The organism is Novosphingobium sp. KACC 22771 (assembly GCF_028736195.1).
Lineage (GTDB): Bacteria > Pseudomonadota > Alphaproteobacteria > Sphingomonadales > Sphingomonadaceae > Novosphingobium.
Genome location: NZ_CP117881.1, coordinates 1,439,744 through 1,464,188 on the forward strand (window position 1 = coordinate 1,439,744; position 24,445 = coordinate 1,464,188).

23 protein-coding genes and 1 tRNA gene are annotated in these 24,445 nt (G+C 60.9%); 15 read left to right on the plus strand and 9 right to left on the minus strand.

Annotated elements, in window-relative coordinates:
• Positions 1-80: 80 nt before the first annotated feature.
• The 7 genes from rplO (at position 81) to rplQ (ending at position 5,589) form a co-directional block, all read left to right on the plus strand.
• Entirely contained in the window at positions 81-560 is a 480-nt protein-coding gene (gene rplO, locus PQ467_RS06590) for a 50S ribosomal protein L15 (protein ID WP_274175721.1), read from the plus strand.
• Between the two features lie 118 nt (positions 561-678).
• Positions 679-2,046 carry a preprotein translocase subunit SecY gene (secY, locus tag PQ467_RS06595; RefSeq protein ID WP_183622345.1) on the plus strand — a complete coding sequence of 456 codons (1,368 nt, stop codon included), beginning with the start codon at positions 679-681 and terminating at the stop codon, positions 2,044-2,046.
• Between the two features lie 41 nt (positions 2,047-2,087).
• Positions 2,088-2,732 (plus strand): adenylate kinase, encoded by a 645-nt coding sequence (locus PQ467_RS06600; RefSeq protein ID WP_274175722.1) that lies wholly within the window; start codon positions 2,088-2,090, stop codon positions 2,730-2,732.
• 337 nt (positions 2,733-3,069) lie between these two features.
• Positions 3,070-3,438, plus strand: a complete 369-nt coding sequence (gene rpsM, locus PQ467_RS06605; protein WP_168603812.1) for a 30S ribosomal protein S13 — start codon at positions 3,070-3,072, stop codon at positions 3,436-3,438.
• Between the two features lie 51 nt (positions 3,439-3,489).
• Positions 3,490-3,879, plus strand: coding sequence for a 30S ribosomal protein S11 (gene rpsK, locus PQ467_RS06610; protein ID WP_168603811.1), 390 nt, complete (start codon positions 3,490-3,492; stop codon positions 3,877-3,879).
• A gap of 115 nt (positions 3,880-3,994) precedes the next feature.
• Positions 3,995-5,056: a DNA-directed RNA polymerase subunit alpha gene (locus PQ467_RS06615; RefSeq protein ID WP_274175723.1), complete on the plus strand. Its 1,062-nt coding sequence runs from the start codon at positions 3,995-3,997 to the stop codon at positions 5,054-5,056.
• Between the two features lie 116 nt (positions 5,057-5,172).
• Positions 5,173-5,589 (plus strand): 50S ribosomal protein L17, encoded by a 417-nt coding sequence (rplQ, locus tag PQ467_RS06620; protein WP_168603809.1) that lies wholly within the window; start codon positions 5,173-5,175, stop codon positions 5,587-5,589.
• An 88-nt stretch (positions 5,590-5,677) separates the two neighbouring features.
• On the opposite strand, the gene PQ467_RS06625 is transcribed toward rplQ, so the two are convergent.
• Positions 5,678-7,108 carry an AMP nucleosidase gene (locus PQ467_RS06625; protein ID WP_274175724.1) on the minus strand — a complete coding sequence of 477 codons (1,431 nt, stop codon included), beginning with the start codon at positions 7,106-7,108 and terminating at the stop codon, positions 5,678-5,680.
• A 266-nt stretch (positions 7,109-7,374) separates the two neighbouring features.
• Here PQ467_RS06625 and PQ467_RS06630 point away from each other — a divergent pair, with 266 nt between their 5' ends.
• Positions 7,375-8,259 (plus strand): amidohydrolase family protein, encoded by an 885-nt coding sequence (locus tag PQ467_RS06630; protein WP_274176102.1) that lies wholly within the window; start codon positions 7,375-7,377, stop codon positions 8,257-8,259.
• Between the two features lie 72 nt (positions 8,260-8,331).
• Here the strand turns inward: PQ467_RS06630 and rplI are convergent, their stop codons facing one another.
• From rplI to rpsF, 3 genes are read right to left on the minus strand one after another with little or no spacing between them, the layout of a single operon-like run.
• Positions 8,332-8,925 carry a 50S ribosomal protein L9 gene (gene rplI, locus PQ467_RS06635; protein ID WP_274175725.1) on the minus strand — a complete coding sequence of 198 codons (594 nt, stop codon included), beginning with the start codon at positions 8,923-8,925 and terminating at the stop codon, positions 8,332-8,334.
• Positions 8,926-8,937: 12 nt separating this feature from the next.
• Positions 8,938-9,162, minus strand: coding sequence for a 30S ribosomal protein S18 (rpsR, locus tag PQ467_RS06640; protein WP_127710389.1), 225 nt, complete (start codon positions 9,160-9,162; stop codon positions 8,938-8,940).
• Between the two features lie 3 nt (positions 9,163-9,165).
• On the minus strand, positions 9,166-9,528 hold the full coding sequence (rpsF, locus tag PQ467_RS06645) for a 30S ribosomal protein S6 (protein ID WP_168603805.1): 363 nt from the start codon (positions 9,526-9,528) through the stop codon (positions 9,166-9,168).
• A 1,102-nt stretch (positions 9,529-10,630) separates the two neighbouring features.
• Between rpsF and PQ467_RS06650 the strand changes: the two genes are divergently transcribed.
• A complete protein-coding gene (locus PQ467_RS06650) occupies positions 10,631-12,472 on the plus strand; it encodes a methyl-accepting chemotaxis protein (RefSeq protein WP_274175726.1) in 1,842 nt (613 codons plus the stop codon).
• Between the two features lie 54 nt (positions 12,473-12,526).
• Positions 12,527-13,000, plus strand: coding sequence for a Cys-tRNA(Pro) deacylase (gene ybaK, locus PQ467_RS06655; protein ID WP_274175727.1), 474 nt, complete (start codon positions 12,527-12,529; stop codon positions 12,998-13,000).
• Here ybaK and PQ467_RS06660 read toward each other — a convergent pair.
• Both PQ467_RS06660 and PQ467_RS06665 read right to left on the minus strand, forming a co-directional pair.
• Positions 12,997-14,229, minus strand: coding sequence for a dihydroorotase (locus tag PQ467_RS06660; RefSeq protein ID WP_274175728.1), 1,233 nt, complete (start codon positions 14,227-14,229; stop codon positions 12,997-12,999). The genes ybaK and PQ467_RS06660 overlap by 4 nt on opposite strands.
• Positions 14,226-15,248 (minus strand): aspartate carbamoyltransferase catalytic subunit, encoded by a 1,023-nt coding sequence (locus PQ467_RS06665; RefSeq protein WP_274175729.1) that lies wholly within the window; start codon positions 15,246-15,248, stop codon positions 14,226-14,228. Before PQ467_RS06665 ends, PQ467_RS06660 begins: the two co-directional genes overlap by 4 nt.
• Before the next feature lie 115 nt (positions 15,249-15,363).
• Here PQ467_RS06665 and sppA point away from each other — a divergent pair, with 115 nt between their 5' ends.
• Positions 15,364-17,271, plus strand: coding sequence for a signal peptide peptidase SppA (sppA, locus tag PQ467_RS06670; protein WP_274175730.1), 1,908 nt, complete (start codon positions 15,364-15,366; stop codon positions 17,269-17,271).
• Positions 17,272-17,273: 2 nt separating this feature from the next.
• Here the strand turns inward: sppA and PQ467_RS06675 are convergent, their stop codons facing one another.
• The gene (locus PQ467_RS06675) at positions 17,274-17,687 is read right to left on the minus strand and encodes a hypothetical protein (RefSeq protein ID WP_274175731.1); all 414 of its coding nucleotides are present in this window, start codon (positions 17,685-17,687) and stop codon (positions 17,274-17,276) included.
• Positions 17,688-17,922: 235 nt separating this feature from the next.
• On the opposite strand from PQ467_RS06675, the gene PQ467_RS06680 reads away from it, so the two are divergent.
• Positions 17,923-18,007: transfer RNA gene (locus tag PQ467_RS06680), tRNA-Leu, on the plus strand.
• 53 nt (positions 18,008-18,060) lie between these two features.
• On the plus strand, positions 18,061-19,575 hold the full coding sequence (gene tig, locus PQ467_RS06685; protein ID WP_274175732.1) for a trigger factor: 1,515 nt from the start codon (positions 18,061-18,063) through the stop codon (positions 19,573-19,575).
• A 73-nt stretch (positions 19,576-19,648) separates the two neighbouring features.
• Here tig and PQ467_RS06690 read toward each other — a convergent pair whose 3' ends face one another.
• A complete protein-coding gene (locus PQ467_RS06690) occupies positions 19,649-21,121 on the minus strand; it encodes a carotenoid oxygenase family protein (protein ID WP_274175733.1) in 1,473 nt (490 codons plus the stop codon).
• Positions 21,122-21,369: 248 nt separating this feature from the next.
• On the opposite strand from PQ467_RS06690, the gene clpP reads away from it, so the two are divergent.
• Together clpP and clpX are read left to right on the plus strand one after the other, a co-directional pair.
• Positions 21,370-22,035 (plus strand): ATP-dependent Clp endopeptidase proteolytic subunit ClpP, encoded by a 666-nt coding sequence (gene clpP, locus PQ467_RS06695; protein ID WP_273616975.1) that lies wholly within the window; start codon positions 21,370-21,372, stop codon positions 22,033-22,035.
• A gap of 127 nt (positions 22,036-22,162) precedes the next feature.
• Entirely contained in the window at positions 22,163-23,419 is a 1,257-nt protein-coding gene (gene clpX, locus PQ467_RS06700; protein ID WP_168603795.1) for an ATP-dependent Clp protease ATP-binding subunit ClpX, read from the plus strand.
• A 69-nt stretch (positions 23,420-23,488) separates the two neighbouring features.
• Here clpX and rarD read toward each other — a convergent pair whose 3' ends face one another.
• Positions 23,489-24,367 (minus strand): EamA family transporter RarD, encoded by an 879-nt coding sequence (rarD, locus tag PQ467_RS06705; protein WP_274175734.1) that lies wholly within the window; start codon positions 24,365-24,367, stop codon positions 23,489-23,491.
• Positions 24,368-24,445: the final 78 nt, after the last annotated feature.

Below are 24,445 nucleotides of genomic sequence, written 5' to 3' on the forward strand. Positions count from 1 at the left end.
AAAGGGGTGACAGGGTGGCGCATTTCGCCTAAGGGGCCGCCTTCCATCAAGCGCGATAAAAGCGAAAGCGAGTGCATAATATGACCAAGTTGAATGATATCCGTGACAATGCTGGCGCCCGCCACCGTCGTATCCGCGTTGGCCGCGGCATCGGTTCGGGTAAGGGCAAGACCTCTGGCCGCGGTCAGAAGGGTGCCAAGGCGCGTTCGGGCGTGTCGATCAATGGCTTTGAAGGCGGTCAGATGCCGCTTCACATGCGTTTGCCGAAGCGCGGTTTCAACAACCCGTTTGGCAAGGACTATGCTGAAGTGAACCTGGGCATGGTCCAGAAGGCGATCGATGCTGGCAAGCTCGACATCTCGGCGGTTGTGGATCACGCTGCGCTCAAGGGCGCCGGCCTGGCCCGCGGTGGCAAGGATGGCGTGCGTCTGCTCGGCAAGGGCGTGTTCAGCGCCAAGGTTAGCTTCAAGGTTGCCGGCGTTTCGGCCGGTGCCAAGTCGGCTGTCGAAGCTGCTGGCGGCTCGGTGGAAGTCCCCGCCGTGGCTGCTGCTGCCGAGTAATTTGGTTTGGATTTGCGGGCGGGGGTTGTATCCCCGCCCGCAGTCCTTATCCTTTCCCACCTATGGGTAAAGGTCCGCCGCCCATTTTGGCGGCCAGGGTCAGGGTTTGAGCAATCCTATGGCATCGCGCGCCGATAATATCGCCAGCACACTCAGTCTCGCCAATTTTAATAAAGCGACGGAACTCAAGAGCCGTATCTGGTTCACCGTCGGGGCGCTGATTGTCTTCCGCTTTTTGAGTTTTGTCCCGCTTCCGGGCGTCAATCCGCTGGTGCTCCAGCAGCTCTACGCCAAGACGCAGGGTGGCATTCTCGACATTTTCAACACTTTTTCGGGCGGCAGCCTTGAGCGCATGAGCCTCATCGCGCTTGGCGTCATGCCCTATATCACGGCCTCGATCGTGGTTCAGCTTGCCGCTTCGCTGCACCCGGCGCTCGCCTCTTTGAAGAAAGAGGGGGAGAGCGGTCGCAAGAAGCTGAACCAGTGGACGCGCTACGGCGCGGTGCTGCTGACGGCAATTCAGGGCTGGGCGATTGCTTCCGGTCTTGAGGCTTATGGTACCTCTGCCGGGCTTCAGGCTGTGGTTATTCCGGGCATGCTGTTCCGGGTCTGCGCGGTGATCTCGCTGATTGGCGGTACGATGTTCCTGTTGTGGTTGGGTGAACAGATCACCAGTCGCGGCATTGGTAATGGCACGTCGCTGATCATCATGGCGGGTATTGTGGCCCAGATGCCGCAATTCTTCATCCAGTTGTTTGAGGGTGGGCGCTCGGGTTCGGTCAACGGGTTGACCATCTTTGCGATGGTGGCGCTGGTCGTTGGCATGATCCTGTTCATCAGCTTTATGGAACGCGCCACGCGTCGCCTGCTGATCCAATATCCCAAGCGGGCCACGCAGAACGGCATGATGCAGGCGGATCGCAGTCATCTGCCGCTCAAGATCAACACTGCGGGTGTGATCCCGCCGATCTTCGCCAGTTCGCTGCTGCTCCTTCCGCTGACCATTACGCAGTTTGCGGGTAAGTCGGTAGCACCGGATTCGACGCTGGGCAATGTGATCGTCACGCTCAACCAGTATCTCGGCCATGGCAAGCCGCTCTATATGGCGCTTTATGCTCTCGGCATCGTGTTCTTCTGCTTCTTCTACACCGCCGTGGTGTTTAATCCGGAAGAGACGGCCGACAATCTGAAGCGCAACGGTGGCTTCATTCCGGGTATCCGTCCGGGCAAAAATACGTCGACCTATCTCGACTATGTTCTGACGCGAATCACGGTAATTGGCGCTGCCTATATTACCATAGTCTGTGTTGTGCCCGAGTTCTTCATGGAGCAAACCGGGTTGCGTCTGGTGGTGGCCGGCGGCACGAGCTTGCTGATCGTGGTGAACGTGACCGTTGATACCATCACACAGATCCAATCGCATCTGTTGGCTCACCAATATGGTGATCTGATCAAGAAGGCGAAACTCAAGGGGCGGATGCGCTAACGCGCGCCGCCTTCGATGGTCTGAACGGAGGGGAGAGACCGGTGAATATCATTCTGCTTGGACCGCCGGGGGCTGGTAAGGGCACGCAGGCCCAGCGCCTTGTTGAACGTCATGGATTTCGTCAGCTTTCGACAGGCGATATGCTGCGCGCTGCTGTCAAGGCTGGCACACCCGTCGGCCTTGAGGCCAAGGCGGTGATGGAGCGTGGCGAACTGGTTTCCGACGCAATTGTTTCAGCGCTGATTGGCGAAGAGCTGGATAGCATGGGCGCCGAGGCGGGGGCCATTTTTGATGGTTACCCTCGCACGGCTGCGCAGGCTGAATCGCTCGATGCCATCCTGGGTGAGCGTGGTCGGAAGCTGGATCACGTGATCGAGCTGGACGTCGATGAGGATGCGCTGGTTGAGCGCATCACGGGCCGCTTTACCTGCGCCAATTGCGGTAAGGGCTATCACGACAAGTTTGAGCAACCCAAGGCTTTTGGCGTTTGCGACAAGTGTAATGGCACCGAGTTCAAGCGCCGTCCTGACGACAATGAGGAAACGGTGCGTACGCGCATGGCCGAGTATCGGGCCAAGACGGCGCCGATCTTGCCCATTTATGAGGCGCGTGGCATTGTTTCGCGTGTGAACGGCATGGCTGAGCTGGGTCATGTTACGGATGCCATCGAGCGAATTATCGCTTGATTTAAAGGGCGCCCTCGTCGGTGAACATGCTGACGAGGAGGGTTCTTCCGATTTGAAGCGCCGCGAGGAAAGGGGGCCGAATTTTCCGGTTTACCTTTCCTCTAAAATTTGATCGCTCGCGTTGACTTGTCCGGCGAATCGGTCTAGGCGCGCTCTTCACATGTCGAAAAGGGTCAGTCCGGCAGGAGGCACTTATGGTTGTGCGCCCGTCGGGCTTTTTTGCCGTCAAGGCGATCTGACTTTGTCATTGTGAAAAAGCGTTGAGATGGGGGTGTGTGGCCTGTTGCTTTATCAGAAGCGACCTTTCCGCATATCCCTGTGGAGCATGGAGAAAAGAGTGGCTCGTATTGCCGGGGTTAATATCCCCACCAACAAGCGCGTTATCATCGCGCTGACCTACATTCATGGTATCGGCTCGTTCAAGGCCAAGCAGATCGCTGACAAGCTGGGCATCGACCACAGCCGTCGCGTTCAGGATCTGTCGGACGCTGAAGTCCTGCACATCCGTGAAACCATTGACGCCGAACACACCGTGGAAGGCGATCTTCGTCGCGAAACCGCGATGAACATCAAGCGTCTGATGGATCTGGCCTGCTATCGCGGCCTGCGTCACCGTAAGGGTCTGCCCGTTCGCGGTCAGCGCACCCACACCAACGCCCGTACCCGCAAGGGTAAGGCCAAGCCCATCGCTGGCAAGAAGAAGTAAGCGGTTTTCGCTAGCTTCATCTGTTTGACCGGAAGACGAGGATAAGATCCCATGGCACGTGAACCCCAGCGCCTTCGCAAGCGGGAACGTAAGAATATTTCGAGCGGCATTGCGCATGTCAACGCCAGCTTCAACAACACGATGGTGACCATCACCGACGCTCAGGGCAATGCGATCAGCTGGTCCAGCGCCGGCATGATGGGCTTCAAGGGCAGCCGCAAGTCGACCCCGTATGCCGCCCAGGTGGCTGCGGATGACGCCGGCAAGAAGGCCGCCGAACACGGCGTGCGTACCCTGGAAGTCGAAGTCAAGGGCCCCGGCTCGGGCCGTGAAAGCGCCCTGCGCGCGCTGCAGGCCGTCGGCTTCACCATCACCTCGATTCGCGATGTGACCCCGATCCCGCACAACGGTGTGCGGCCTTCGAAGCGTCGCCGCGTCTGATCGTGCTTGCGCAGGCGGCGTCTGGTCGTCTGCGCAGCCACAAGGATCGACCGCGGCCCGCATCGTGCGGGAGCGCCGTGGTCGTTCCCGCCAGTAGAGAAATCAGGGGAAGTCCATGACTGTCAACATCAAGAACTGGCAGGAACTGAAGAAGCCCAACAGCCTCGAAGTCAAGCCGGGGAACGACCCCAAGCGCCGCGCGACCTTCGTCGCCGAACCGCTGGAACGCGGTTTCGGTCTGACGCTCGGCAATGCGCTGCGTCGCGTCCTGCTTTCTTCTCTGCAGGGCGCCGCGATCACCTCGATCAAGATCGAGAACGTGCTGCATGAGTTCAGCTCGCTGGCCGGTGTGCGTGAAGACGTGACCGACATCGTGCTGAACGTGAAGCAGATCGCGCTCAAGATGCAGGGCGAAGGCCCCAAGCGCCTTCAGCTCTCGGCCACTGGCCCGGGTGAAGTGCGCGCTGGCGATATTGCAGTGACGGGCGATATCGAGGTCATGAACAAGGACCTCGTGATTTGCCATCTCGACGAAGGTGCGACGCTGAACATGGAACTGACCGCGGACAGCGGTAAGGGCTATGTCCCGGCGGTTCAGAACCGCCCGGTTGATGCGCCGATCGGCCTCATTCCGGTCGATTCGCTTTATTCGCCGGTGCGTCAGGTCAGCTACAAGGTTGACAATGCGCGTATAGGTCAGGAATTGGACTATGACAAGCTGAGCCTGTCGGTGGAAACCGATGGCACGGTGGCTCCCGAAGACGCGGTGGCTTATGCCGCCCGTATCCTGCAGGACCAGCTGGCTTTGTTCGTCCACTTCGAGGATATCGCTCCGGCTGGCGCCGCTCCGATGATTGGCGGCATTGCTGCTGCTGCTCCGGAAGAGGGCGACACCAACCAGCTCAACCGTTACCTTCTCAAGAAGGTGGACGAATTGGAGCTGTCGGTTCGTTCGGCCAACTGTCTCAAGAACGACAACATCATCTATATCGGCGATCTGGTCCAGAAGACCGAAGCCGAGATGCTGCGTACGCCGAATTTCGGCCGCAAGTCGCTCAACGAGATCAAGGAAGTGCTCTCGTCGATGGGTCTGCGTCTGGGGATGGACATCCCCGGGTGGCCGCCTGAAAACATCGAGGAAATGGCCAAGAAGCTCGAACAAGAGCTGCTGGGTTAATAGTTTCGGCGGGGCTGGGTGACCAGTCCCGCCAAACGGTTTTGGCGGCAGCCGTCAATTGCCGCCTGGATCGGGGTACCTAAACCGGCCCCCCTACGAACGCGAAGGAACATACAATGCGTCATAAGTACGGCCAGCGTAAGCTGAACCGCACCAGCCAGCATCGCCAGTCGCTGCTGCGCAACCTGTCGGCTTCGCTCATCAAGCATGAGCAGATCCTGACGACCGTTCCCAAGGCCAAGGAACTGCGCCCCTACCTCGAAAAGCTGATCACGCTGGCTAAGCGTGGCGGTCTTTCGAACCGTCGTTTGGCGCATGCCCGCCTTCAGGACGATGCTCAGCTGGTCAAGCTGTTCGACGTTCTGGCTTCGCGCTACTCGGATCGCAACGGTGGTTACACCCGCGTGATCAAGGCCGGCATCCGTGCTTCGGACGCCGCGCCGCTGGCGATCATTGAACTGGTTGACCGTGATGTGGCCGCAAAGGGCCAGGACTCAGGTCCGGTTCTGACTGCGGATGAAGGTGAGGAATAATCCTTACCGACCTTTGCAGGTCGTGAATTGAAAAGGGCCGCGGCAGAGAATGCCGCGGCCCTTTTTTGTGTGTCGCTCGTTGGCGTGATTAGCGGAAGGGCGGTTCGCGAAAGGCGCGCAGTTTGCGCGAATGCAGGCGCTGCCCCTCGGCGCGCAGCAAGTCAACCGTGGTGGTGCCGATGGCCAGATGCGCGGCGATGGCTTCTTCATAAAAGCGATTGGCTTGTCCCGGCAGCTTGATCTCGCCATGCAGCGGTTTGTCCGACACGCAAAGCAGGGTGCCATAGGGGACGCGGAAACGATATCCTTGTGCGGCGATCGTGGCGCTTTCCATGTCGATCCCCACAGCGCGGCTCAGGCTGAAACGCTGGGCCGAGAGCGTGTAGCGCAACTCCCAGTTGCGATCGTCGGTGGTGACCACGGTGCCGGTACGCAGTCGCTTTTTCAGGTTGGCACCCGTCTGGCCTGAAATGATTTCGGCCGCATGCTCCAAAGCGCGCTGCACTTCGGCGATGGCCGGGATGGGGATCTCTGGCGGCAGGACCGGGTCCAGCACATGATCGTCGCGCAGATAGGCATGGGCCAGCACATAGTCGCCGATCTTTTGCGTATCGCGCAGACCGCCGCAATGCCCGATCATAAGCCACGCCTCAGGGCGCAGAACCGCCAGGTGATCGCAGATCGTTTTCGCGTTCGACGGGCCGACGCCGATGTTGACCAAGGTGATCCCGCTGCGGTTCGGGCCGATCAAGTGGTATGCTGGCATCTGATGCCGGCGCCAAGCCGTGTCAGAGAGCAGGACGCGTGCATTCTCATGGCGCTGGGTCAGATATAGCCCACCCGCTCCAGACAGCGCCGTATAGCCGTTTTCGCCCAATTGCTGGCCCGCCCAATCGACGAATTCATCGACATAGCGGTGGTAGTTGGTGAAAAGGATATAACGCTGGAAGTGGCTGGGGCTGGTGCCGGTGTAATGCGCCAGACGCGCAAGGCTGAAATCGGTGCGCAGGCCGTCAAACAGGGCCAATGGCATTGCCTGTCCATCCTGACCCATGTCCACCAATCCATCGGACAATTCATCGCCGATCAGCGCCAGTTCCGTGGTCGGGAAATGCTGCGCCAGTTCCCACGGGCGGGCCGAGGTCGCATTGGTGGCGTCCAGCACATAGGGGAAGGGGATCTGCTGGTTCGACCGAGCGACTTCGACGGTGATTTCGTAATCCTCCGCCAGCGTCAGCAATTGCTCCTCAAGATAGCCCGCAAACAGATGGGGCTTGGTAACAGTGGTGGCATAGGAGCCCGCGTCATTAAGGCGGCCAAAGGCGCGACTGGCGTCCGGGTGGGTCTCGCGCCCAGTATAATGCACCCGCAATTCGGGATAGCACCACGCGTTTTCGGCAATCCGTGAGGCAGGAGGGATCGTGCCCTTTTCAGCAAAATCCGCGATATCGGATCGCAAGGTGGCGACGGCGGCGTCATAAATGGCGCTCAATTGAGTGATGATTTGCTCTGTGTTCATGGGGTAAAACTATCGCACTGGCGCCGCGCTGCAAGGGGGCGTGAAGAAATGGCTGACTTGACGGCGTAAGATTGGCGGGCAAGAATGAGCCTACGGGCGCAAAACAGGGAAGACGCCCGAAGCCTTCACCCCATGGGAGAGAGAAAATGCGCAAAACGGGCCTGCGAGCCGCTTTCACCGCGTCCGTCCTTGGTAACGTTTTCATGATTGGCTCGGCCTTCGCCCAAAATGCCGCCGGCGACCCCGGCCCGGTGATCGATGTGCATATGCACGCCGGGGAATTTGCGAGCGGGGGGATGCCGATGTGTCCCAATGCTGACCGTTTTCTAGCCTCGGATCCGGCCGATGGGCCTGAGGCGCCGTTCGGTTGGTCAAAGGAGGATTGTACACCGCGCCTCTATCCTGCCGCCAAGGGACAGTACATGCCCGAGGTGTTGGCGGAGATGAAGCGGCTGAATGTGACGGGTGTGTTCTTTGGCGATCCTGCCGAAGTCAAGAAATGGCAGGCCGCTGCACCTGAGCGCGTCATCCCCGGCACAGCCTTCAAGAGCGTGACGACGCCCGATCAGGCCGACCAGTTGAAGCGGCTTGAGGTGGCCTTCACCAAGGACGGCTTCAAGGTGATGGGTGAGATCGGCCTGCAATATGAAGGCATTTCGCCCAGCGACATGCGCGCCGAGCCTTATTTTGCGCTGGCCGAAAAGCTGGACATTCCGGTGGCCATTCATATGGGGACAGGCGGCTCAGGACGTTCGAATGTTTCGCGTCCGACCTTCCGCGGCTCAATGGGCAATCCGTTGCTGCTTGAGGAACTGCTGGCCCGCCATCCCAAGCTGCGGGTTCAGGTGATGCATGCGGGCTATCCGATGGCCGAAAACATGCTGACGCTGCTGCAGGCCAATAGCCACGTCTATGTCGATATTGCGGGCCTTATTTGGTCCTATCCGCGCAAGGAAGTGAACCGCTATATCCAGCGCCTTGTGGAGGGCGGGTTTGGCGACCGGGTGATGTATGGCACCGATCAACTGCTGTGGCCCGGTCTGATGGCCTATTCGATCGGCATCATCCAGAACGCCGATTATCTCACGCCCGAGCAGAAGCGCGATATTCTTTACAACAATGCCGCGCGTTTCCTGCGGATCAAGAAGTAACGCATAGAAAAAGGGGGCGCGGTTTCCCACGCCCCCCGATTCTTTTCGAGCCCACAGGCCCGCGAAAACCGATTACTCGGCTTCCGCTTCGCCTTCCAGCAGGTCGGCCGGGATTTCGCCTGGTTCTGCGTTGGGGTCATAAGCTTCGGTGAAGCCGCCCACGGCGTTGTCGAACAGCGCTTCCGAGACGTTGACGCCCTGAGCCTGCAGTTCGGCTTCGTCGGGCGAACGGGCAACGTTCACCTTGACGGTCACCGAAACTTCGGGGTGCAGAGCAACGCGAACGTCATAGATGCCGATCGACTTGATCGGGCGCTCCAGAACGATCATCGCCTTGGTCACCTTGGCGCCTTCAGCGTTCAGGCCGTCCGCGATGTCGCGCACCGAAACCGAGCCATACAGGTGGCCGGCGTTCGAGGCGGCGCGGATCAGGACCACGCTCTTGCCTTCAACGTCGCCCGACTGGCCTTCGGCCGCAGCCTTGGCTTCGGCGTTGCGCTTTTCAATGTCGGCGCGCTGGGCTTCGAACACCTTGCGGTTGGCTTCGTTGGCGCGCAGCGCCTTCTTGTTGGGCAGCAGGAAGTTACGGGCGTAACCGTCCTTCACGGTGACGACGTCACCGATGTGGCCCAGCTTCTCGATACGTTCGAGGAGAATGATCTGCATGGATTTTCTCCCTTACTTCACGAGGTAGGGCAGCAGGCCCAGATGGCGGGCGCGCTTGATCGCCTGGCCCAGTTCGCGCTGCTTCTTGGCGGAAACGGCGGTGATGCGGCTGGGAACGATCTTGCCACGTTCGGACATGAAGCCCTGAAGCAGGCGGATGTCCTTATAGTCGATCTTGGGAGCGTTCTTGCCCGAGAAGGGGCAGCTCTTGCGACGACGGAAAAATGCACGAGCCATGGATCAAGCCTCCTCGCGTTCGCGGCGACGGCTGCGCTCGCGATCATTCTTGCGCATCTGGACCGAGGGACCAGCTTCCAGTTCATCAACGCGAACGGTGATGAAACGGATGATGTCTTCGTTGATGCCGATCTGGCGCTCCAGTTCAGCGGTGACGCCGGCGGGGGCTTCAACGTTGAGCATCACAAAGTGAGCCTTGCGGTTGCGCTTGATCTTGTAGGCGAGGTTCTTGAGACCCCAGGTTTCGGTCTTGGTGACCTTGCCCCCGTTGGTTTCAATGATCTCGGTGGCGGTGGCGGCAAGCGCATCAACCTGCGCTTGGCTCAGATCCTGGCGAGCCAGGAACACGTGCTCATAGAGAGCCACGGCAGCTTCCTTTTCATCCGTATAACCGATCGCTGGCTTGTCCGCACGATTGCGGGGCCCCTCCGGCTTTCTTCGCATATCATGTGCGCGGGCTGCGAATCCGCACTTTCAGAAGATGCGGCGCCTAGCGATTCTGCCGATAAAAGCAAGCGGATTTGCAAAGGTGTCGTCGGTGGCAGGCATCAAGGAGCAAGACTTGTCTCGACCGGGACACCTTTCGGTTCAAAGCCGAATATGTCGGGCAAGAGGCTGCGCGATCCGTCGCCAAAGGGCGACACGCGCTGGCAATGCCATTTGTATGGTTAATAGACAAGTACGTAGATATTTGTATTTATCGATCTCAGTGATGCCCGCTTCATTGCCGGGACCACAGGGGGAAAATACCATGTCTATGACTTTTATGGCGATTTACGCCGCTGCTGCGACGATTACGTCTGCACCTCAGGCGATTCGCGCTGCCAGCGCGCTGCCGCGTGCAGTCGTTTCGGTTAACAACTGCGTATATTCGGGGAAGATCGCTGTGCCTGGCAGGGCTAGGAATACTGTGCTCGCGAGTGTCAAAAATTGTGCGGGTGGGCCAACCACGCCAGGTACTGTTGATGGTCAGACGGTTACCGATAAATATGGTAGGGCACAGTACAGGTGGAGCGCATTGCGTCAAAAATGGGAATCGGTTGATATGACCGGCATGAGCAATGGGAGCGGCATGAGTGGGGTCGCTCGAGGTGGTTTCGGTGGCGGCGGCATGGGCACGGCAGGCGGCTTGGGCCTTGGTTTAGCCGGTGGGGCCGCTATTGGCCGCGCCACCGCTCCTCAGAACAATCAGGCATCCATTTCGCCGCGATAAAGCGATTTTGATGCTTTAGGTCATGTAAAAGCGGCGCTTCCGGTTGGACCGGAGGCGCCGTTGGCGTCTCCGCTTTCCACCTCTGCCCTTTTGACGACAATTTCCCGTTTGGGAAGCACGCTGACAAGCATAGTGAGCTTGCGCACCGGCCCCGTCACTGCGTCGTGTAAGTATTTGGTGAAGTCGGCTCTCCACACCAAATGAACCACTCGTGCCTAAATTGTCGGCCATTCGGATTGATGGGATAGTTTCAGCATGATCAGTGACAAGGCTAGAAGCGGCAGCCGTATGGTTGTTGGTGCGGTTGCCTTTGCCATCGTTCTGTCGGCAATTGTTGTATCGCAGATTCGTTTTGGCGGCCCGATTTCCAGAAAATATGCGCTTCAGGACGAATTGGTGGCCGATATTCTGCCGCCTCCTGCCTATGTTGTTGAACCCAGCCTGGAAGCGTCACTGGCGATGCTGCACCCGGAACAGGCTGGGCGGCATCTGCAAAATCTGGCTCTGCTGGAAAAAGACTATGCCACGCGCAAGGCCTATTGGCAGACGGCCCCCATTCCCGCCGATCAGTTTGACGTGCTGAAAAAGAGCCAGACCTATGCCGATGCCTTCTGGAGCGCGGTGAACCAACGTTTTGCCCCGGCGGCGCGCGTGGGCGACGTGGCCACGATGCGGCGGGTCTATGACGATGAACTGGCCCCTGCCTATGCCAAACAGCATGAGGCGATTCTGGAACTGGTCAAAAAGTCGGCTGATTTCCGTGCCGCTGAACATGAATTTGATGACCCATTGGTCGCCGGCGCCTTGGTGGTGATCGGGGGAATGATGGCCTTGGTGGTGGGGGCCATTGTGATGGCGCGGCGCTTTATCGATCGGGGAATCGTCTCGCCGCTCCACGCCACGGCGCAGGCGATGGCCGGCATGGCGCAGGGCAATTATGACGCACAGGTTGAAGGGCGTGATCGCGATGACGAGATCGGCATCATGGCGCAGGCCATGGAGGTTTTTCGTCAGGCCGGGATCGCCCAGAAACAGGCGCAGATCGAGCAGCAGCAGGTGGTCGATGCCTTGAGCGGGGCGCTCAGTCACCTTTCTGCCAAAGACCTGGAGCACCGCCTGCTTGATGCCTTCCCGTCCGAATACGAGGCGCTGCGCGAAAATTACAACCACTCGGTGTCCTCGCTGATGGAGGCGATGGGAACCGTGCGCGTGGGGGCGGGCGGTGTGATGCGTTCGGTCAAGGAAATCAAGGCCGCCGCCGACGATCTGGCAAGCCGGAACGAAACGCAGGCGGCCAGCCTTGAAGAAACCGCCGCCTCGCTGCGCGCCGTATCGGATACGGTTCAGGCCTCCGCCCGCACCGCCGCCGTCGTGCGCGCCGCCACCCAGGATGCCCACCGGCAGGCCAGCGATGGCGGCGATGTTGTGGCCCATGCGGTTCAGGCGATGGCCGCCATCGAACACTCCGCCCAGCAGATCAGCCAGATCATCAATGTAATCGACGGCATCGCGTTTCAAACCAATCTGCTTGCGCTCAATGCGGGGGTTGAAGCTGCGCGGGCGGGCGAGGCGGGGCGCGGCTTTGCTGTCGTGGCCAGTGAGGTCCGCGCCTTGGCGCAGCGGACCGCCGATGCCGCGCGCGACATCAAAAGTCTGATCCAGAATTCCTCGACACAGGTCTCTGCGGGGGTCGATCTGGTTGGCCGCACCGGCGAGCGTTTGCAGGGGATCGTGGCAAAAGTTTCGGAAATCAGCGTTCTGATCGAGGATATCGCGGTCAGTTCCGAGCGTCAGGCCACCAACATCCGCGTGGTCAACGATGCGGTGGGCGATATGGATCGCATGACCCAGCAAAATGCCGCGATGGTCGAGCAATCCACCGCCGCCACCCACAGTCTGGCCCAAGAGGCCGAGAGGCTGGCGCAATTGGTGTCAGGATTTCGTACCCGCGATGCGGCGGTCCGAAATGAACGGAGAGACGACCCGGTGCCTTTCCGCCGTCATTCCGCCGTTCAGCGCTCGCGCCCAACGCCGGAAACACGCCAGCGTCCATCGGGCCTTGCGCGGGCGGTGGGTGATGACTGGAGCGAATTTTAGGCTATGGGCAAAGGCTTGGCGGGCGGATAGAGCCTTAGGCCAAGGAGGTGCCCCATGGCCAAGGCGACGCGCGCTACCCAGTTTCTTGATCGCGCAGGCGTGACCTACACGCTGCATAGCTATGATTACGACCCCGATGCCGACAGCATCGGTCAGGCTGCCGCTGCGGCTCTCGGCGAACCGGCGGGGAGGGTGTTCAAGACGCTGATGGTGTTGGCCGATGGCAAACCGGCCTGTGTGATCGCGCCCAGCGATCGCGACGTGGCGATGAAGAAGGCCGCCGCCGCGCTGGGGGTGAAGCAGGCGGTGATGATGAAGCCTGCCGATGCCGAGCGCATCACCGGCTACAAGATCGGCGGCATCAGCCCCTTTGGCCAGACCCGCAAGGTTCCTGTGGTGCTGGATGCCAGCGCACAGGCATGGGAAAGCATCTATATCAACGGGGGGCAGCGCGGGCTTCAGGTCCGTCTGGCCCCCGTTGACGCGACGGGCGCGCTGGGGGCCAGACAGGCCGAAATCGCGGCTTAACCGACCTTGAGGCCGCCCTTCCACAGGGCCAGCGCGCGGCCCTGCACGCCCTGACCGTCAAACGGGGTGTTGCCCGCCGCCGCCGCCATCTTGTCCGAGGAGACGATCCACGGACGATCCGCGTCGATGATGGCGATATCGGCCTGAAGCCCGACCTCCAGCGCGCCAGCGTCCACACCCAGCAACCCGGCCGGATTCGCGGCCAGCAGGCGGAAAGCTGTGGCCATGTCGATCACCTCGTCGCGCACCAGATTCATGGTCAGCGGCAAGAGCGTTTCAGCCCCCGCCATGCCCGGCTCGGCATCGGCAAAGGGCAGGCGCTTGTCTTCCGGCCCGCGCGGATCGTGGCCGCTGGCGATCACGCTGATCGTGCCATCGCCAATCGCCTCGATCACGGCCTTGCGGTCATCCTCACGCCGCAAGGGGGGCGAAAAGCGGCAAAAGGTACGGAAATCGGCCAGAGCCGTGTCCGACAGCATGAAATGCGCAGGCGTCACGCCCGCCGTCACCGCCACGCCGCGCTTTTGCGCCGCCCGGATCAGGTCCAGCGCGCCGCGCGTGGTGATCTGGCGGAAATGCAATTTCGCCCCCGCCATTTCGGCCAGAGCAATATCACGCGCCACCGCCAGCGCTTCGGCTTCCACCGGGGCGCTGGGCAGGCCAAGGCGGGTCGACATCTCGCTGGCAGTGGCCACGGCATTGCCGGTCAAGCCGCTGTCCTCGGCATGGGCGATCACGGTCATGCCCAGCATCGCGCAATAGCGCAGCAGGCGCAGCATCGTGCCCGAATCGGCGATCCACTGCCGCCCGGTGGCCACAGCCTTGGCGCCCGCATCGCGCATCAGGGCGATTTCGGCCATGTCGCTGCCCTCCAGCCCGCGTGTGGCGGCGGCAAGGGGATGGACCCAGAGATCAGGCTTCCCGCTCTGCGCCGCATAGCGCACGGTCGAGGAGCGATCGAGCGGCGGGTTTTGGTCGGGCATCAGCGCCGCGCGCGTGATCCCGCCAAAATGCAGCGCGGGCTTGTCGATGGCGAACACGCCCAGATCGACCAGGCCCGGCGCGATCAGCTTGCCGCGCGCGTCCTCAACCCGGTCGCCTTCCTGCGGCACAACATCGGCGCCGATGCCTACAATACGGTCGTCTTCACAACGGATCGTGCCCGCAACCGGCGCGCCCTCGCGCCCCACGATCAGGCCGTTGATGATGGTCAGAGCCGGTTGTTTCATGCCCAGTTTCCTTTGTCTTCTCTGGGCTGCGCCCAACCGGGCACTTCGCGCGCTTTTCGGGTCAACACTTCCAGACAGGCCATCCGCATCGCCACGCCCATTTCCACCTGAGTTGTAATCAGGCTGCGCCCCGGCAGGTCGGCCACGTTGGAGTCGATTTCCACCCCCCGGTTCATCGGGCCGGGGTGCATGACGATGGCGTCCCCGGCTGCCCGCGCCAGACGATCCACCGAAAGGCCGTAGAGATGGCGATATTCGCGCGGCGAGGGGATGAACTGGCCGGTCATGCGCTCGTTTTGCAGGCGCAGCATCATGACGACATCGGCGTCTTTCAGCGCGGCGTCAAAGTCATGATAGGGCGTCACGCGCATCCGCTCGATATCGGCGGGCATCAGCGCGGGCGGGGCGCAGACGCGCACATCGGCGCCCAGAGCCGTCAGCGCCAGAATGTTCGAGCGCGCCACGCGGCTGTGCAGAATATCGCCGCAGATCACGACTTTCAGGCCGACAAACTCACCCTTAGCGCGCTTGATGGTCAGCGCGTCCAGCAAACCTTGCGTGGGATGCTCATGCTGGCCATCGCCCGCATTCAGCACCGGGCAATCGACCTTTTCCGCAATCAACCGCACCGCGCCCGAACTGGCATGGCGGATCACAATCGCATCGGCGCGCATGGCGTTGAGCGTCATGGCCGTGTCGATCAGCGTCTCGCCCTTCTTCACGCTTGACTGGCCCACCGACATGTTGACCACATCGGCGCCCAGACGCTTGCCCGCGATCTCAAACGAGAGCAGCGTGCGCGTCGAGTTTTCGTAAAAGGCGTTGATAATGGTCAGCCCGCGCAGGTGGTCCACCCGCTTGGTCGGCTGACGGTTCAGCTCCACCCATTGCTCCGCCTCGTCGAGCAGAAAGAGGATCTCGTGCGGGGCAAGGCCGGCAAGACCGAGCAGCCCACGGTGCGGGAAGGCCAGAGAGCCCGCAGGGTAGCGGCTCCGGCTGGAGGAGTTTGCTGATGTCATTGAAGAGAGCGCTCTAAACCTGTGCCCGGCCCGGCTCAAGAGGAAAGGGCCGTTTGTCCACTTCTCTGTTGGGCAAATCCTTCGTAGGGTGGGCGGGCAAGGCGACGGAGAAGACATGACTTTTGCAAAATCGGTATGGCGGCTGCTGGTAGCCATCAAGGATGGGCTGGTGCTGGCCCTGCTGCTGCTATTCTTCGGCGCGCTTTATGCCGCGCTCTCGGCCCGGCCCGCGGCCCCTCAATTGCGCGAGGGTGCGCTGTTGATCGAAATGAAGGGCGCGGTGGTCGAGGAATTGCCGAAGACCGATCTGCAAAGCGTTCTGACCGGCAATGTGGGCGACCCGGAATTGCGCGAGCGCGATGTGATTCGCGCGCTGCGCGGGGCGGCCAGTGATGACAAGATCAAGGCCGTGGCCATCGACATGAGCAAATTCGGCGGCGCGGGCTTTGTCCATGCGGTTGAAATCGGCGATGCGATGGATGTGGTGCGCAAGGCGAAGAAGCCGGTGCTGGTCTATGGCACGATGCTGGGGGATCGCGGCTTGCTGATCGCTTCGCATGCCAGCGAGATCTGGATCGACCCGCTGGGCGGCGCCTATGTCGAAGGGCTGGGGGGACAGAATCTTTATTTCGGCAAATTGCTGGAACGGCTCAAGATCTCGGCCCATGTTTTCCGCGTGGGGACGTATAAGGATTTTGTCGAACCTTATATACGCGACTCGATGTCCGAACCTTCGCGTGAGGCGCGCAAGGCGCTGCTCAACACGATCTTTGCCCAATGGCGCGAGAATGTCCTAAAGGCCCGGCCCAAGGCGCAGGTAGACAAGGTTGTGGCCGACCCGGTGGGCTGGTTCAAGGCCTCGGGCGGGGATGCCGCCAAAGCCTCGTTGGCGGCCGGACTGGTGGACAAGATCGGGACGCGTGCCGAATGGGGCGATGCGATTGCCAAGATCGCGGGCGAGGACAAAGCGAGCGATGAAGTTCCCGCGCCGGGCAGCTTTGCCCATACGACGCTGGCCGCGTGGCTGGCGGGCCATCCCGAAAGCAAGGGTGGCCGCGCCATCGGCGTGGTGACGGTGGCGGGCGAGATCACCGATGGCAAGGCCGGACCGGGCAGCGCAGGCGGCGAGCGGATCGCCCGACTGATTGACGCCGCCTCGACTCAGAAACTGGCGGCGCTGGTGGTGCGGGTGGATTCGCCGGGCGGGTCGGTGACGGGCTCGGAAGCGATCCGTGCCGCGATCCTACGGCAAAAGGCGCGCGGGGTGCCGGTGGTGATCTCGATGGCCAATGTCGCGGCCAGCGGGGGCTATTGGGTCTCGACCTCGGGCTCCAAAATCTTTGCCCAGCCCGGCACGATCACCGGCTCGATCGGCATCTTTGCCGTGATCCCCAGTTTTGAGCGCGCGCTTGAGGGCTGGGGCGTCAAGGGCGATGGTGTCCGCACCGGGCCTTTGGCGGGCCAGCCTGATGTGCTGACGGGCCTCACGCCGGAGATCGAGCAGATTTTGCAGGCGAATATTGAATCGGGTTATGGCCGGTTCCTCGGCCTGGTGGCCGCCGCGCGCAAGAAAACGCCCGAAGAGGTGGACCGGATTGCGCAAGGCCGCGTCTGGGATGGCGGTACCGCGCGCCAGATTGGGCTGGTCGACGGGTTTGGCGGGCTTGATGCCGCTCTTGCCGATGCGGCCGGGCGCGCCGGGATCAAGGACGGCGCATGGCATGCGGTCTGGCTGGGCGATGAGGTCGGCCCGCTGGACCAGATCATGCGCCAGTTTGGCGCACAGGATAATGAAGCGGGTAGCGACGATGATGCCGCGCTCGACTGGACAAGCATGGTGACCCAGCGTCAGCGGGCCGCTTTGGCCTCGGCGGTGGTCGGGGCGCAGCGGTTGATGGCGGTGCGCGGGGCGCAGGCCTATTGTCTGGAATGCGAGGCGGGCAGCCCGGCCCGTCCGGCGTCCGCCCAAATGGGCCAGACCCGCTCATGGCTGATGGTTCTGGCCCGTTGGCTCGCACTCTAGACCTATTGGGTTGATCGCGGATGGGCCGCCTCCATTTCGGCCAGAACGGTGGGGCGGTCGGCGAGGGCGGCCTCGCGCAGTGCATGGTTGAGGTCGCCCAATGCGCGGGCCGCAACCCGTTGCACATGGATATTGTCCTTATGACATGCTCCGTGCGTCGTGCCGTTCGCCTCTTTGGCCACCGGCAGACGCTGGGCAAGAGCACCGTCAGCCCTTTGTCTCTCGACGATCACCCGCGCCTCCCAGTGACAGGCGCGCTCCAGGCCGCGGGTGGGCACATGGGCGCCTTTGGTCATGGTGCTCAGTTCGATCTGGGCGCGATAATGAAGGTCTATCGCCCGGTCGCGATGGGAGAGGGTTTCGGTATGGGCGGCGGTCGCGGTTAGAGCCGCTGCCGCCATGATCACTTCAAGCATGGTCACCTCCTGCGTATCGGCCTGTATGGTTTGTTGTATCAGGCCTGATCCTCAGGTAGGTTCGGTGCGTTTCCCGCCTGTTGCTGGACGGTAAAAATTGGCGGATACGGGCGCTGTGGCGCGCATTATGACGAGCAAATACGCGGTTTGCGCGTGATCTGCGTTTGGGCGCTTGCCCTTTTGGTTCAACGTCTCTAAGGCCCCCCATCTGAATTTGACGTAGCTTCGTCTTCATGCGGGCGTGGCGGAATTGGTAGACGCGCTGGTTTTAGGTACCAGTATCGTAAGATGTGGGGGTTCGAGTCCCTTCGCCCGCACCAGTCTTCCGCCCCGTGCAAGCGACAGTTGCGAGTTGGGAAGGCGTTGAATTATCATGCAGATTGTCGAAACCACCAATGAGGGTCTGAAGCGCGGCTTTACCGTGACGATCCCGGCCGGCGCCATTGCCGAAAAGATCGAGAGCGAGGTCGTCAAGATCGCTCCTCAGGTGCAGCTGCCCGGTTTCCGCCCCGGCAAGGTGCCCGCGAATCTGGTCAAGAAGCGTTTTGGCGCGCAGGTTCATCAGGATGTTCTCTCGCAGACCATCCGCGAAGCGCTGGACAAGCTGGTTGCTGACCACGGCCTGCGCCCTGCCACGCAGCCCGATGTCGCGCTGGGCGAAGGCTATGAGGAAGGCAAGGACGCCGAGCTGACCGTCAGCCTCGAAGTGCTGCCCGTGATCTCGGCCCCCGACCTGTCGGGCCTCAAGCTGGAAAAGCTGGTCGTTCCCGTCAAGGACGAAGCCGTTGACGAAGCCGTCACCCGCATCGCCTCGTCGGCCAAGCGTTTCAACGATGCCGAAGAAGGCAAGGAAGCCGCTACCGGCGACCAGCTGATCATCGACTTCGTGGGCAAGCTGGACGGCGTTGAATTTGACGGCGGCAAGGCTGAAGACGCGGCGCTGGAAATCGGCGCTGGCCGTTTCATCCCCGGCTTTGAAGAACAGCTCGTCGGCGCCAAGGTTGGCGACGAGAAGGTTATAACCGTGACCTTCCCTGAGGACTATCAGGCCGCTCACCTCGCCGGCAAGGAAGCCACCTTCGACATCACCGTTAAGGCGGTGAAGGTTGCCGGTGAAACCGTGATCGACGACGAATTCGCCAAGAGCCTGGGCCTGACCGATCTGGATCAGCTCAAGGGCCTGCTGCGCGGTCAGCTGGAAGGTGAGACCGAAGGTCAGACCCGCACCCAGATGAAGCGCCAGCTGCTCGACATTCTGGCCGATGGCGCCGAATTCGACGTGCCCCCCAGCATGGTGGAAGCCGAATTCAACCAGATCTGGGAACAGCTGACCCAGGAAGCCGCGCGCGAGGAAGATCCCGCCGCTGCTCTGGCCGAAATCGAAGCCGAGAAGGAAGACTATCGCAAGATCGCCGTGCGCCGCGTGCGGCTCGGCCTCCTGCTGTCGGAAATCGGCCAGGCCAACGGCGTGGAAATCACCGCCCAGGAATTCCAGATGCTGGTGTCGCAGGCCGCGCAGCAGTATCGCCCGGAAGACCGTCAGCGCTTCGTCGAATACGTTCAGTCCGAACCGATGGTCGCCGCCCAACTGCGCGCGCCGCTCTATGAAGAGAAGGTTGTGGACTTCCTTTTCGACAAGGCCGAAGTCACGACCCGCGAAGTGAGCAAGGAAGAGCTGCAGGCCGCGATCGAAGCCGAAGAAGGCGAAGCCGGCCACGTCCATGGTCCGGATTGCGACCATGGCCACGAGGAAGAAAAGCCCGCCGCCAAGAAGAAGGCTGCGCCCAAGAAGAAGGCTGCTGCCGAGGGCGAGGAAGCGGCTGAGGCTGCTCCCAAGAAGAAGGCTCCGGCCAAGAAGAAGGCTGCTGAGGAACCGGCTGCTGAATAAGCGGTCGGCCCAGTCGGGCTAAAGAAAAGGCCCGCCTCCCTGATCGGGGAGGCGGGCCTTTCTCGTTTGTGCCTCAAGCGAACGTGGCATATTTGCGATCATCGCACCAATTGCCATGCAGGCCCGATTTCAGGCGGAAGGGCAGCATGGCGCGGCCCACCGGCCCATCTTCCAGCCTTTGCGCGTCCAGCACCACCAGATCGGAATAATTGGTCACCAGATTGTCGACCACGGCGATGATCCAGCCATCGCCCTCGGGCGAATCGGGGCTGCGGGGGACGAAGCAGGGTTCCTGAATCATGCAATGCGGCCCGGCCCACCAACTGTCCTGTGCGCCGGTGGCGTGGTCGATATGGCCGATGCGGTTCATGCGGAAGCCGGACGCACGCGCGCCGGGGAAATCCACCGGCATTTCCGGATCCATCACCAGCATATAGCCGTGGCGGTAGGGCTGGCCGACATAGCGTTCGTCGATACGGGGGAATTCATCGATCCAGTTCGAAAGCTGTTCGACTTTGAGAAATTCATCCGTTGTCGAAGCCAGATCGATCGTCCAGCGCGTCAGGAACGGGCGGGCGGCCATCGGATCAAACGGCGCGCCGTGGATGTCGGGGAAGAAGGGAAAGCAATTGCCGACAGCTTCGGGCGTGTCGAAATGGATCTTCGTGCCGTCCTCAAAGGCGTTCATCACATGGCTGGCAAAGATCGTTTTGGGCGCCTTGAACCAGCGGATGTCCTTGCCCGAAACGCCGGGCCCGCGCGGCAGGATGCCGAGATAGACCGGCAGCGTGGTGTCAAATCCGAAATGCGGCAGGCCCGCTTTCAGCCGGTCCCAGTTGCCGGTCGAGGGCACGATATGGAACACGGCGTAATGCTCGGTGATCGCATAGTCGTGCATCATGCAGTAATAGGGCGCTTCAAAGAAGGTTTCGTAGAGCAGATTGCCCTGCGGATCGATTTCGAAGAACGAACAGTCCCGCGTCAAGAGGCCGGTGGCGGCATAGCCGAAGTTGCAGAAATTGCCGGTGACCGGGTCGATTTTGCCGTGGGCGGAGAAAGTCTGGTTCTTCAGCTTGCCATCGAAAAAGGTGAAGCCTTCGGTTTCAAGGCTGAACGGGTCCATCACGAGAGCCGGGCCATCTTCTTTCATGGCAAGGAGTTTGCCCGCATGGACCATGACATTGGTGTTGGTGGTCGAGCGAATCTGGCCCTTGACCTCGTCGTCATCGGTCAGCGGGTTGCGATAGGCGCCAAACAGGGCCCGGCCCGCCGCGCGCTCCAGCTTGAACTTGTCGGTATGGGCATAGCGCTGCTTGAAATCGACCTTGCCGCCGCGAAAACGGAACAGGCTGACCATGCCGTCGCCGTTGAAAAACTGGTCATCGGCAAATTTCGGGGGAAATTGCGAATCGGGATGCACGCGGTGAAACGTGCCGTTCATCGATTCCGGGATTTCGCCCTCGATTTCCATGTCCAGAATGTCGCATTCCAGCCGGACCGGGCGCAAAATGCCCGTAAAGCTGCGGGTATCGGGGAAATGGGCCATATTTTTCCTCTCCGGTTCGCGCCGTTCGTGACGGCATTTTGTATGTTATACATATAATATCCGGACTTCCGGTCAAACCTGATCTGGGTCAAATGGCAAAAATGACCGGCATAATTGTCCATTACAGGCCATGCCGGGGGGATAAGATTAACCCAAAAGCAGTCCCTGATCGTTCAGGGTGGGGTTAAGCCACTTGAACATTGCGGCGCGAGACGCGACATAGGCGTGGCAGACAAAGAGGAAATTTCATGATCGATCTGTTCGGACGCAATGACGCTCAGGGCAAATTCAGTGTTGATCCCGTGACGGGCGCGTTGATCCCCGTGGTGGTGGAACAGTCCAGCCGGGGCGAGCGCAGCTTTGACATCTATTCGCGCCTGCTGCGCGAACGCATCATTTTTGTCACCGGCCAGATCGAGGATCATATGGCCAGCGTGATCGTGGCCCAGTTGCTGTTCCTCGAATCGGAAAATCCGACCAAGGACATCAGCATGTACATTAACTCGCCCGGCGGCGTGGTAACGGCGGGCCTGTCGATCTATGACACGATGCAGTATATCAAGCCCAAGGTTTCGACCGTTTGCATCGGTCAGGCCTGCTCGATGGGCAGCTTCCTACTGGCCGCGGGCGAGCCGGGCCAGCGAATCGCTCTGCCCAACGCGCGCATCATGATCCACCAGCCCAGCGGCGGCGCGCAGGGCATGGCCAGCGACATCGAGATTCAGGCCCGCGAAATCCTGCGCATCCGCGCCCGGATGAACAATCTTTACGTGAAGTTCACCGGCAAGAGCCTTGAGGAAATCGAGGCCGCCATGGATCGTGACACCTTCCTTGAGGCCGATGAAGCGCTTAAGTTTGGTTTGATCGACAAGGTGTTTGAGCGCCGCCCCGATGCCGATGGTGCGGCTGGTTGATGATGAAACCGTCGATGGTCATTCTGTTTCAGCTTGGGATGGGGGCCATCGGGGGTATTGAATTTGGCGCTCGCGTGGCTAGGTTGGCATTATTGTCCGGCTCCACGCGGGCCATTTGGGAAAAAGCATGACGAAACTGAGCGGATCCGACGCCAAGAGCACCCTGTACTGCAGCTTTTGTGGCAAGAGCCAGCATGAGGTGCGCAAGCTGATCGCGGGCCCGACCGTGTTCATCTGCGACGAGTGCGTCGAACTTTGCAACGATATCATCCGCGAGGAAACCAAGGGTGGTATCGCAGGCAAGCGCGATGGCGGCGTAGTCAGCCCGCGCGAGATTTTCGAGACGCTCAACGATTATGTGATCGGCCAGGACCGCGCTAAGCGCGTGCTGTCGGTGGCGGTGCATAACCATTACAAGCGCCTGAAGCACAGCGGCAAGGGCGGCGATGTTGAACTGTCCAAGTCGAACATCCTGCTGGTGGGCCCCACCGGCTCGGGCAAGACGCTGCTGGCCCAGACGCTGGCCAAAACGTTTGACGTGCCCTTCACCATGGCCGACGCCACCACACTGACCGAAGCCGGTTATGTGGGCGAGGACGTGGAGAACATCATCCTCAAGCTGCTGCAGGCCAGCGACTATAATGTCGAAAAGGCGCAGCAGGGCATCGTCTATATTGACGAAATCGACAAGATCAGCCGCAAGGCCGAAAATCCTTCGATTACGCGTGACGTGTCGGGCGAGGGTGTTCAGCAGGCTCTGCTCAAGCTGATGGAAGGCACCACCGCCTCCGTTCCGCCGCAGGGCGGGCGCAAGCATCCCCAGCAGGAATTCCTGCAGGTGGACACGACGAACATCCTGTTCATTTGTGGCGGTGCCTTTGCGGGTCTGGAAAAGATCATCGCCGACCGCCTTCAAAAGCGTTCGATCGGGTTTGGCGCCCATGTCGCTGACCCCGAAAAGCGCAAGGTGGGCGAACTGCTGCAGAAGGCCGAGCCCGAAGATTTGCAGAAGTTCGGTCTGATCCCCGAATTCATTGGCCGTCTGCCGGTGATCGCCACGCTGAATGATCTCGACATTCCCGCGTTGGTTCAGATCCTGCGCGAGCCCAAGAACGCGCTGATCAAGCAATATGCCAAGCTGTTTGATCTGGAAAACGTCAAGCTGACCTTTACCGACGATGCTCTTGAAGCCATCGCGAAGAAGGCCATCGAGCGCAAGACCGGCGCGCGCGGCCTGCGTTCAATCGTCGAGGGCCTGCTGCTCGACACGATGTTCGATCTGCCGACCGAGAATGACATTGCCGAAGTGGTGGTGGACAAGGATGTGGTCGAAGGCCGCAAGGAACCTGTCCGCGTCCTGAAGGGCAAGGAAGAGGCGGCCTGATTTCAGGCTGACCTTTGACAAAAAAGGGGCGGGGCCGATCTGGCCGCCGCCCCTTTTTCTTGTCCTGCCTTATCGCCGGCGCCACATATCCCAACTGAACACCGCCAACGCGGCCCAGATCAGGATGAAGGCCCCTAATTGGGCCGATTGCAGCGGTTCGTGAAACAGCAGAAGGCCCTCAAAGAATACCAGCGTGGGGGCCAGAAACTGGACAAAGCCGAGGATGGAATAGTTCATCCGCTGCGCCGCCATCGCAAACAGCACCAGCGGCACGGCCGTCACCACCCCAGACATGGCCACGAGCCCATCATGCATCGGCCGCCCTTGGCCCAACGTAATGCCCAAAGGTCCATGACCAAGCGCGATCATCGCCACGGCGGGCAGCGCCAATAGCCCTGCCTCGATGGCCAGACCCGGAAGCGCGGGCACCGGCGCCTTCTTGCGCACCAACCCATAGCCGGAGAATGTCGCGGCCAGCGCAAGGCTCCACCCCAGCGTTTCCGCCGCGCCCGAAGCGAGGATCACCACGCCCACCGCGGCCAGGGCCACCGCCACCCATTGGGCCCGGTTCAGCCTCTCGTTCAGAAGGAACGTGCCCAACACCACGTTCATCAGCGGATTGATGTAATAGCCAAGGCTGGCGGCAAAAATGTGCCCCTGCTGGATCATCACGACATACGTGGTCCAATTCCCGCCGATCAGCAGAGCCGAAGCCGCCAAAGCCAAAACCTTGCGCGGCTCGCTCAAGGCTGCCCGTAATGCCGCCCCCTGACGCAGCACGATGATCGCCAGCGCGCAGGCGGGCAGGGTGAAGAGCGTGCGCCAGCCCACGAATTCAAACGGCGGCACATCATGCACCTGGCGCAGATAAAGCGGCAGCAGCCCCCAGATCAGATAGGCGGCAATCGCATAGGGCATGCCATCGTTACGGGTTTCGGGCTGCATCATGTTCAATCCTTTCGCCCCGCTCCATGGCGCAAGTGAAGGTTCAGCGCATCCCGAAATCGGCGATCAAATCATACAAAT

Bases quoted from the DNA above. Each gene is read 5' to 3' on its own strand.
- PQ467_RS06660 (WP_274175728.1), bottom strand. From the start codon at position 14,229: ATGAAACAACCGGCTCTGACCATCATCAACGGCCTGATCGTGGGGCGC.
- rpsR (WP_127710389.1), bottom strand. From the start codon at position 9,162: ATGGCTCGTGCATTTTTCCGTCGTCGCAAGAGCTGCCCCTTCTCGGGC.
- rplI (WP_274175725.1), bottom strand. From the start codon at position 8,925: ATGCAGATCATTCTCCTCGAACGTATCGAGAAGCTGGGCCACATCGGT.
- PQ467_RS06690 (WP_274175733.1), bottom strand. From the start codon at position 21,121: ATGGCCCATTTCCCCGATACCCGCAGCTTTACGGGCATTTTGCGCCCG.
- ybaK (WP_274175727.1), top strand. From the start codon at position 12,527: ATGGCCAAGGCGACGCGCGCTACCCAGTTTCTTGATCGCGCAGGCGTG.
- clpP (WP_273616975.1), top strand. From the start codon at position 21,370: ATGATCGATCTGTTCGGACGCAATGACGCTCAGGGCAAATTCAGTGTT.
- clpX (WP_168603795.1), top strand. From the start codon at position 22,163: ATGACGAAACTGAGCGGATCCGACGCCAAGAGCACCCTGTACTGCAGC.
- PQ467_RS06625 (WP_274175724.1), bottom strand. From the start codon at position 7,108: ATGAACACAGAGCAAATCATCACTCAATTGAGCGCCATTTATGACGCC.
- PQ467_RS06630 (WP_274176102.1), top strand. From the start codon at position 7,375: ATGCACGCCGGGGAATTTGCGAGCGGGGGGATGCCGATGTGTCCCAAT.
- rplQ (WP_168603809.1), top strand. From the start codon at position 5,173: ATGCGTCATAAGTACGGCCAGCGTAAGCTGAACCGCACCAGCCAGCAT.
- PQ467_RS06675 (WP_274175731.1), bottom strand. From the start codon at position 17,687: ATGCTTGAAGTGATCATGGCGGCAGCGGCTCTAACCGCGACCGCCGCC.
- rpsK (WP_168603811.1), top strand. From the start codon at position 3,490: ATGGCACGTGAACCCCAGCGCCTTCGCAAGCGGGAACGTAAGAATATT.
- PQ467_RS06665 (WP_274175729.1), bottom strand. From the start codon at position 15,248: ATGACATCAGCAAACTCCTCCAGCCGGAGCCGCTACCCTGCGGGCTCT.
- PQ467_RS06650 (WP_274175726.1), top strand. From the start codon at position 10,631: ATGATCAGTGACAAGGCTAGAAGCGGCAGCCGTATGGTTGTTGGTGCG.
- tig (WP_274175732.1), top strand. From the start codon at position 18,061: ATGCAGATTGTCGAAACCACCAATGAGGGTCTGAAGCGCGGCTTTACC.
- PQ467_RS06615 (WP_274175723.1), top strand. From the start codon at position 3,995: ATGACTGTCAACATCAAGAACTGGCAGGAACTGAAGAAGCCCAACAGC.
- secY (WP_183622345.1), top strand. From the start codon at position 679: ATGGCATCGCGCGCCGATAATATCGCCAGCACACTCAGTCTCGCCAAT.
- rplO (WP_274175721.1), top strand. From the start codon at position 81: ATGACCAAGTTGAATGATATCCGTGACAATGCTGGCGCCCGCCACCGT.
- rarD (WP_274175734.1), bottom strand. From the start codon at position 24,367: ATGATGCAGCCCGAAACCCGTAACGATGGCATGCCCTATGCGATTGCC.
- sppA (WP_274175730.1), top strand. From the start codon at position 15,364: ATGACTTTTGCAAAATCGGTATGGCGGCTGCTGGTAGCCATCAAGGAT.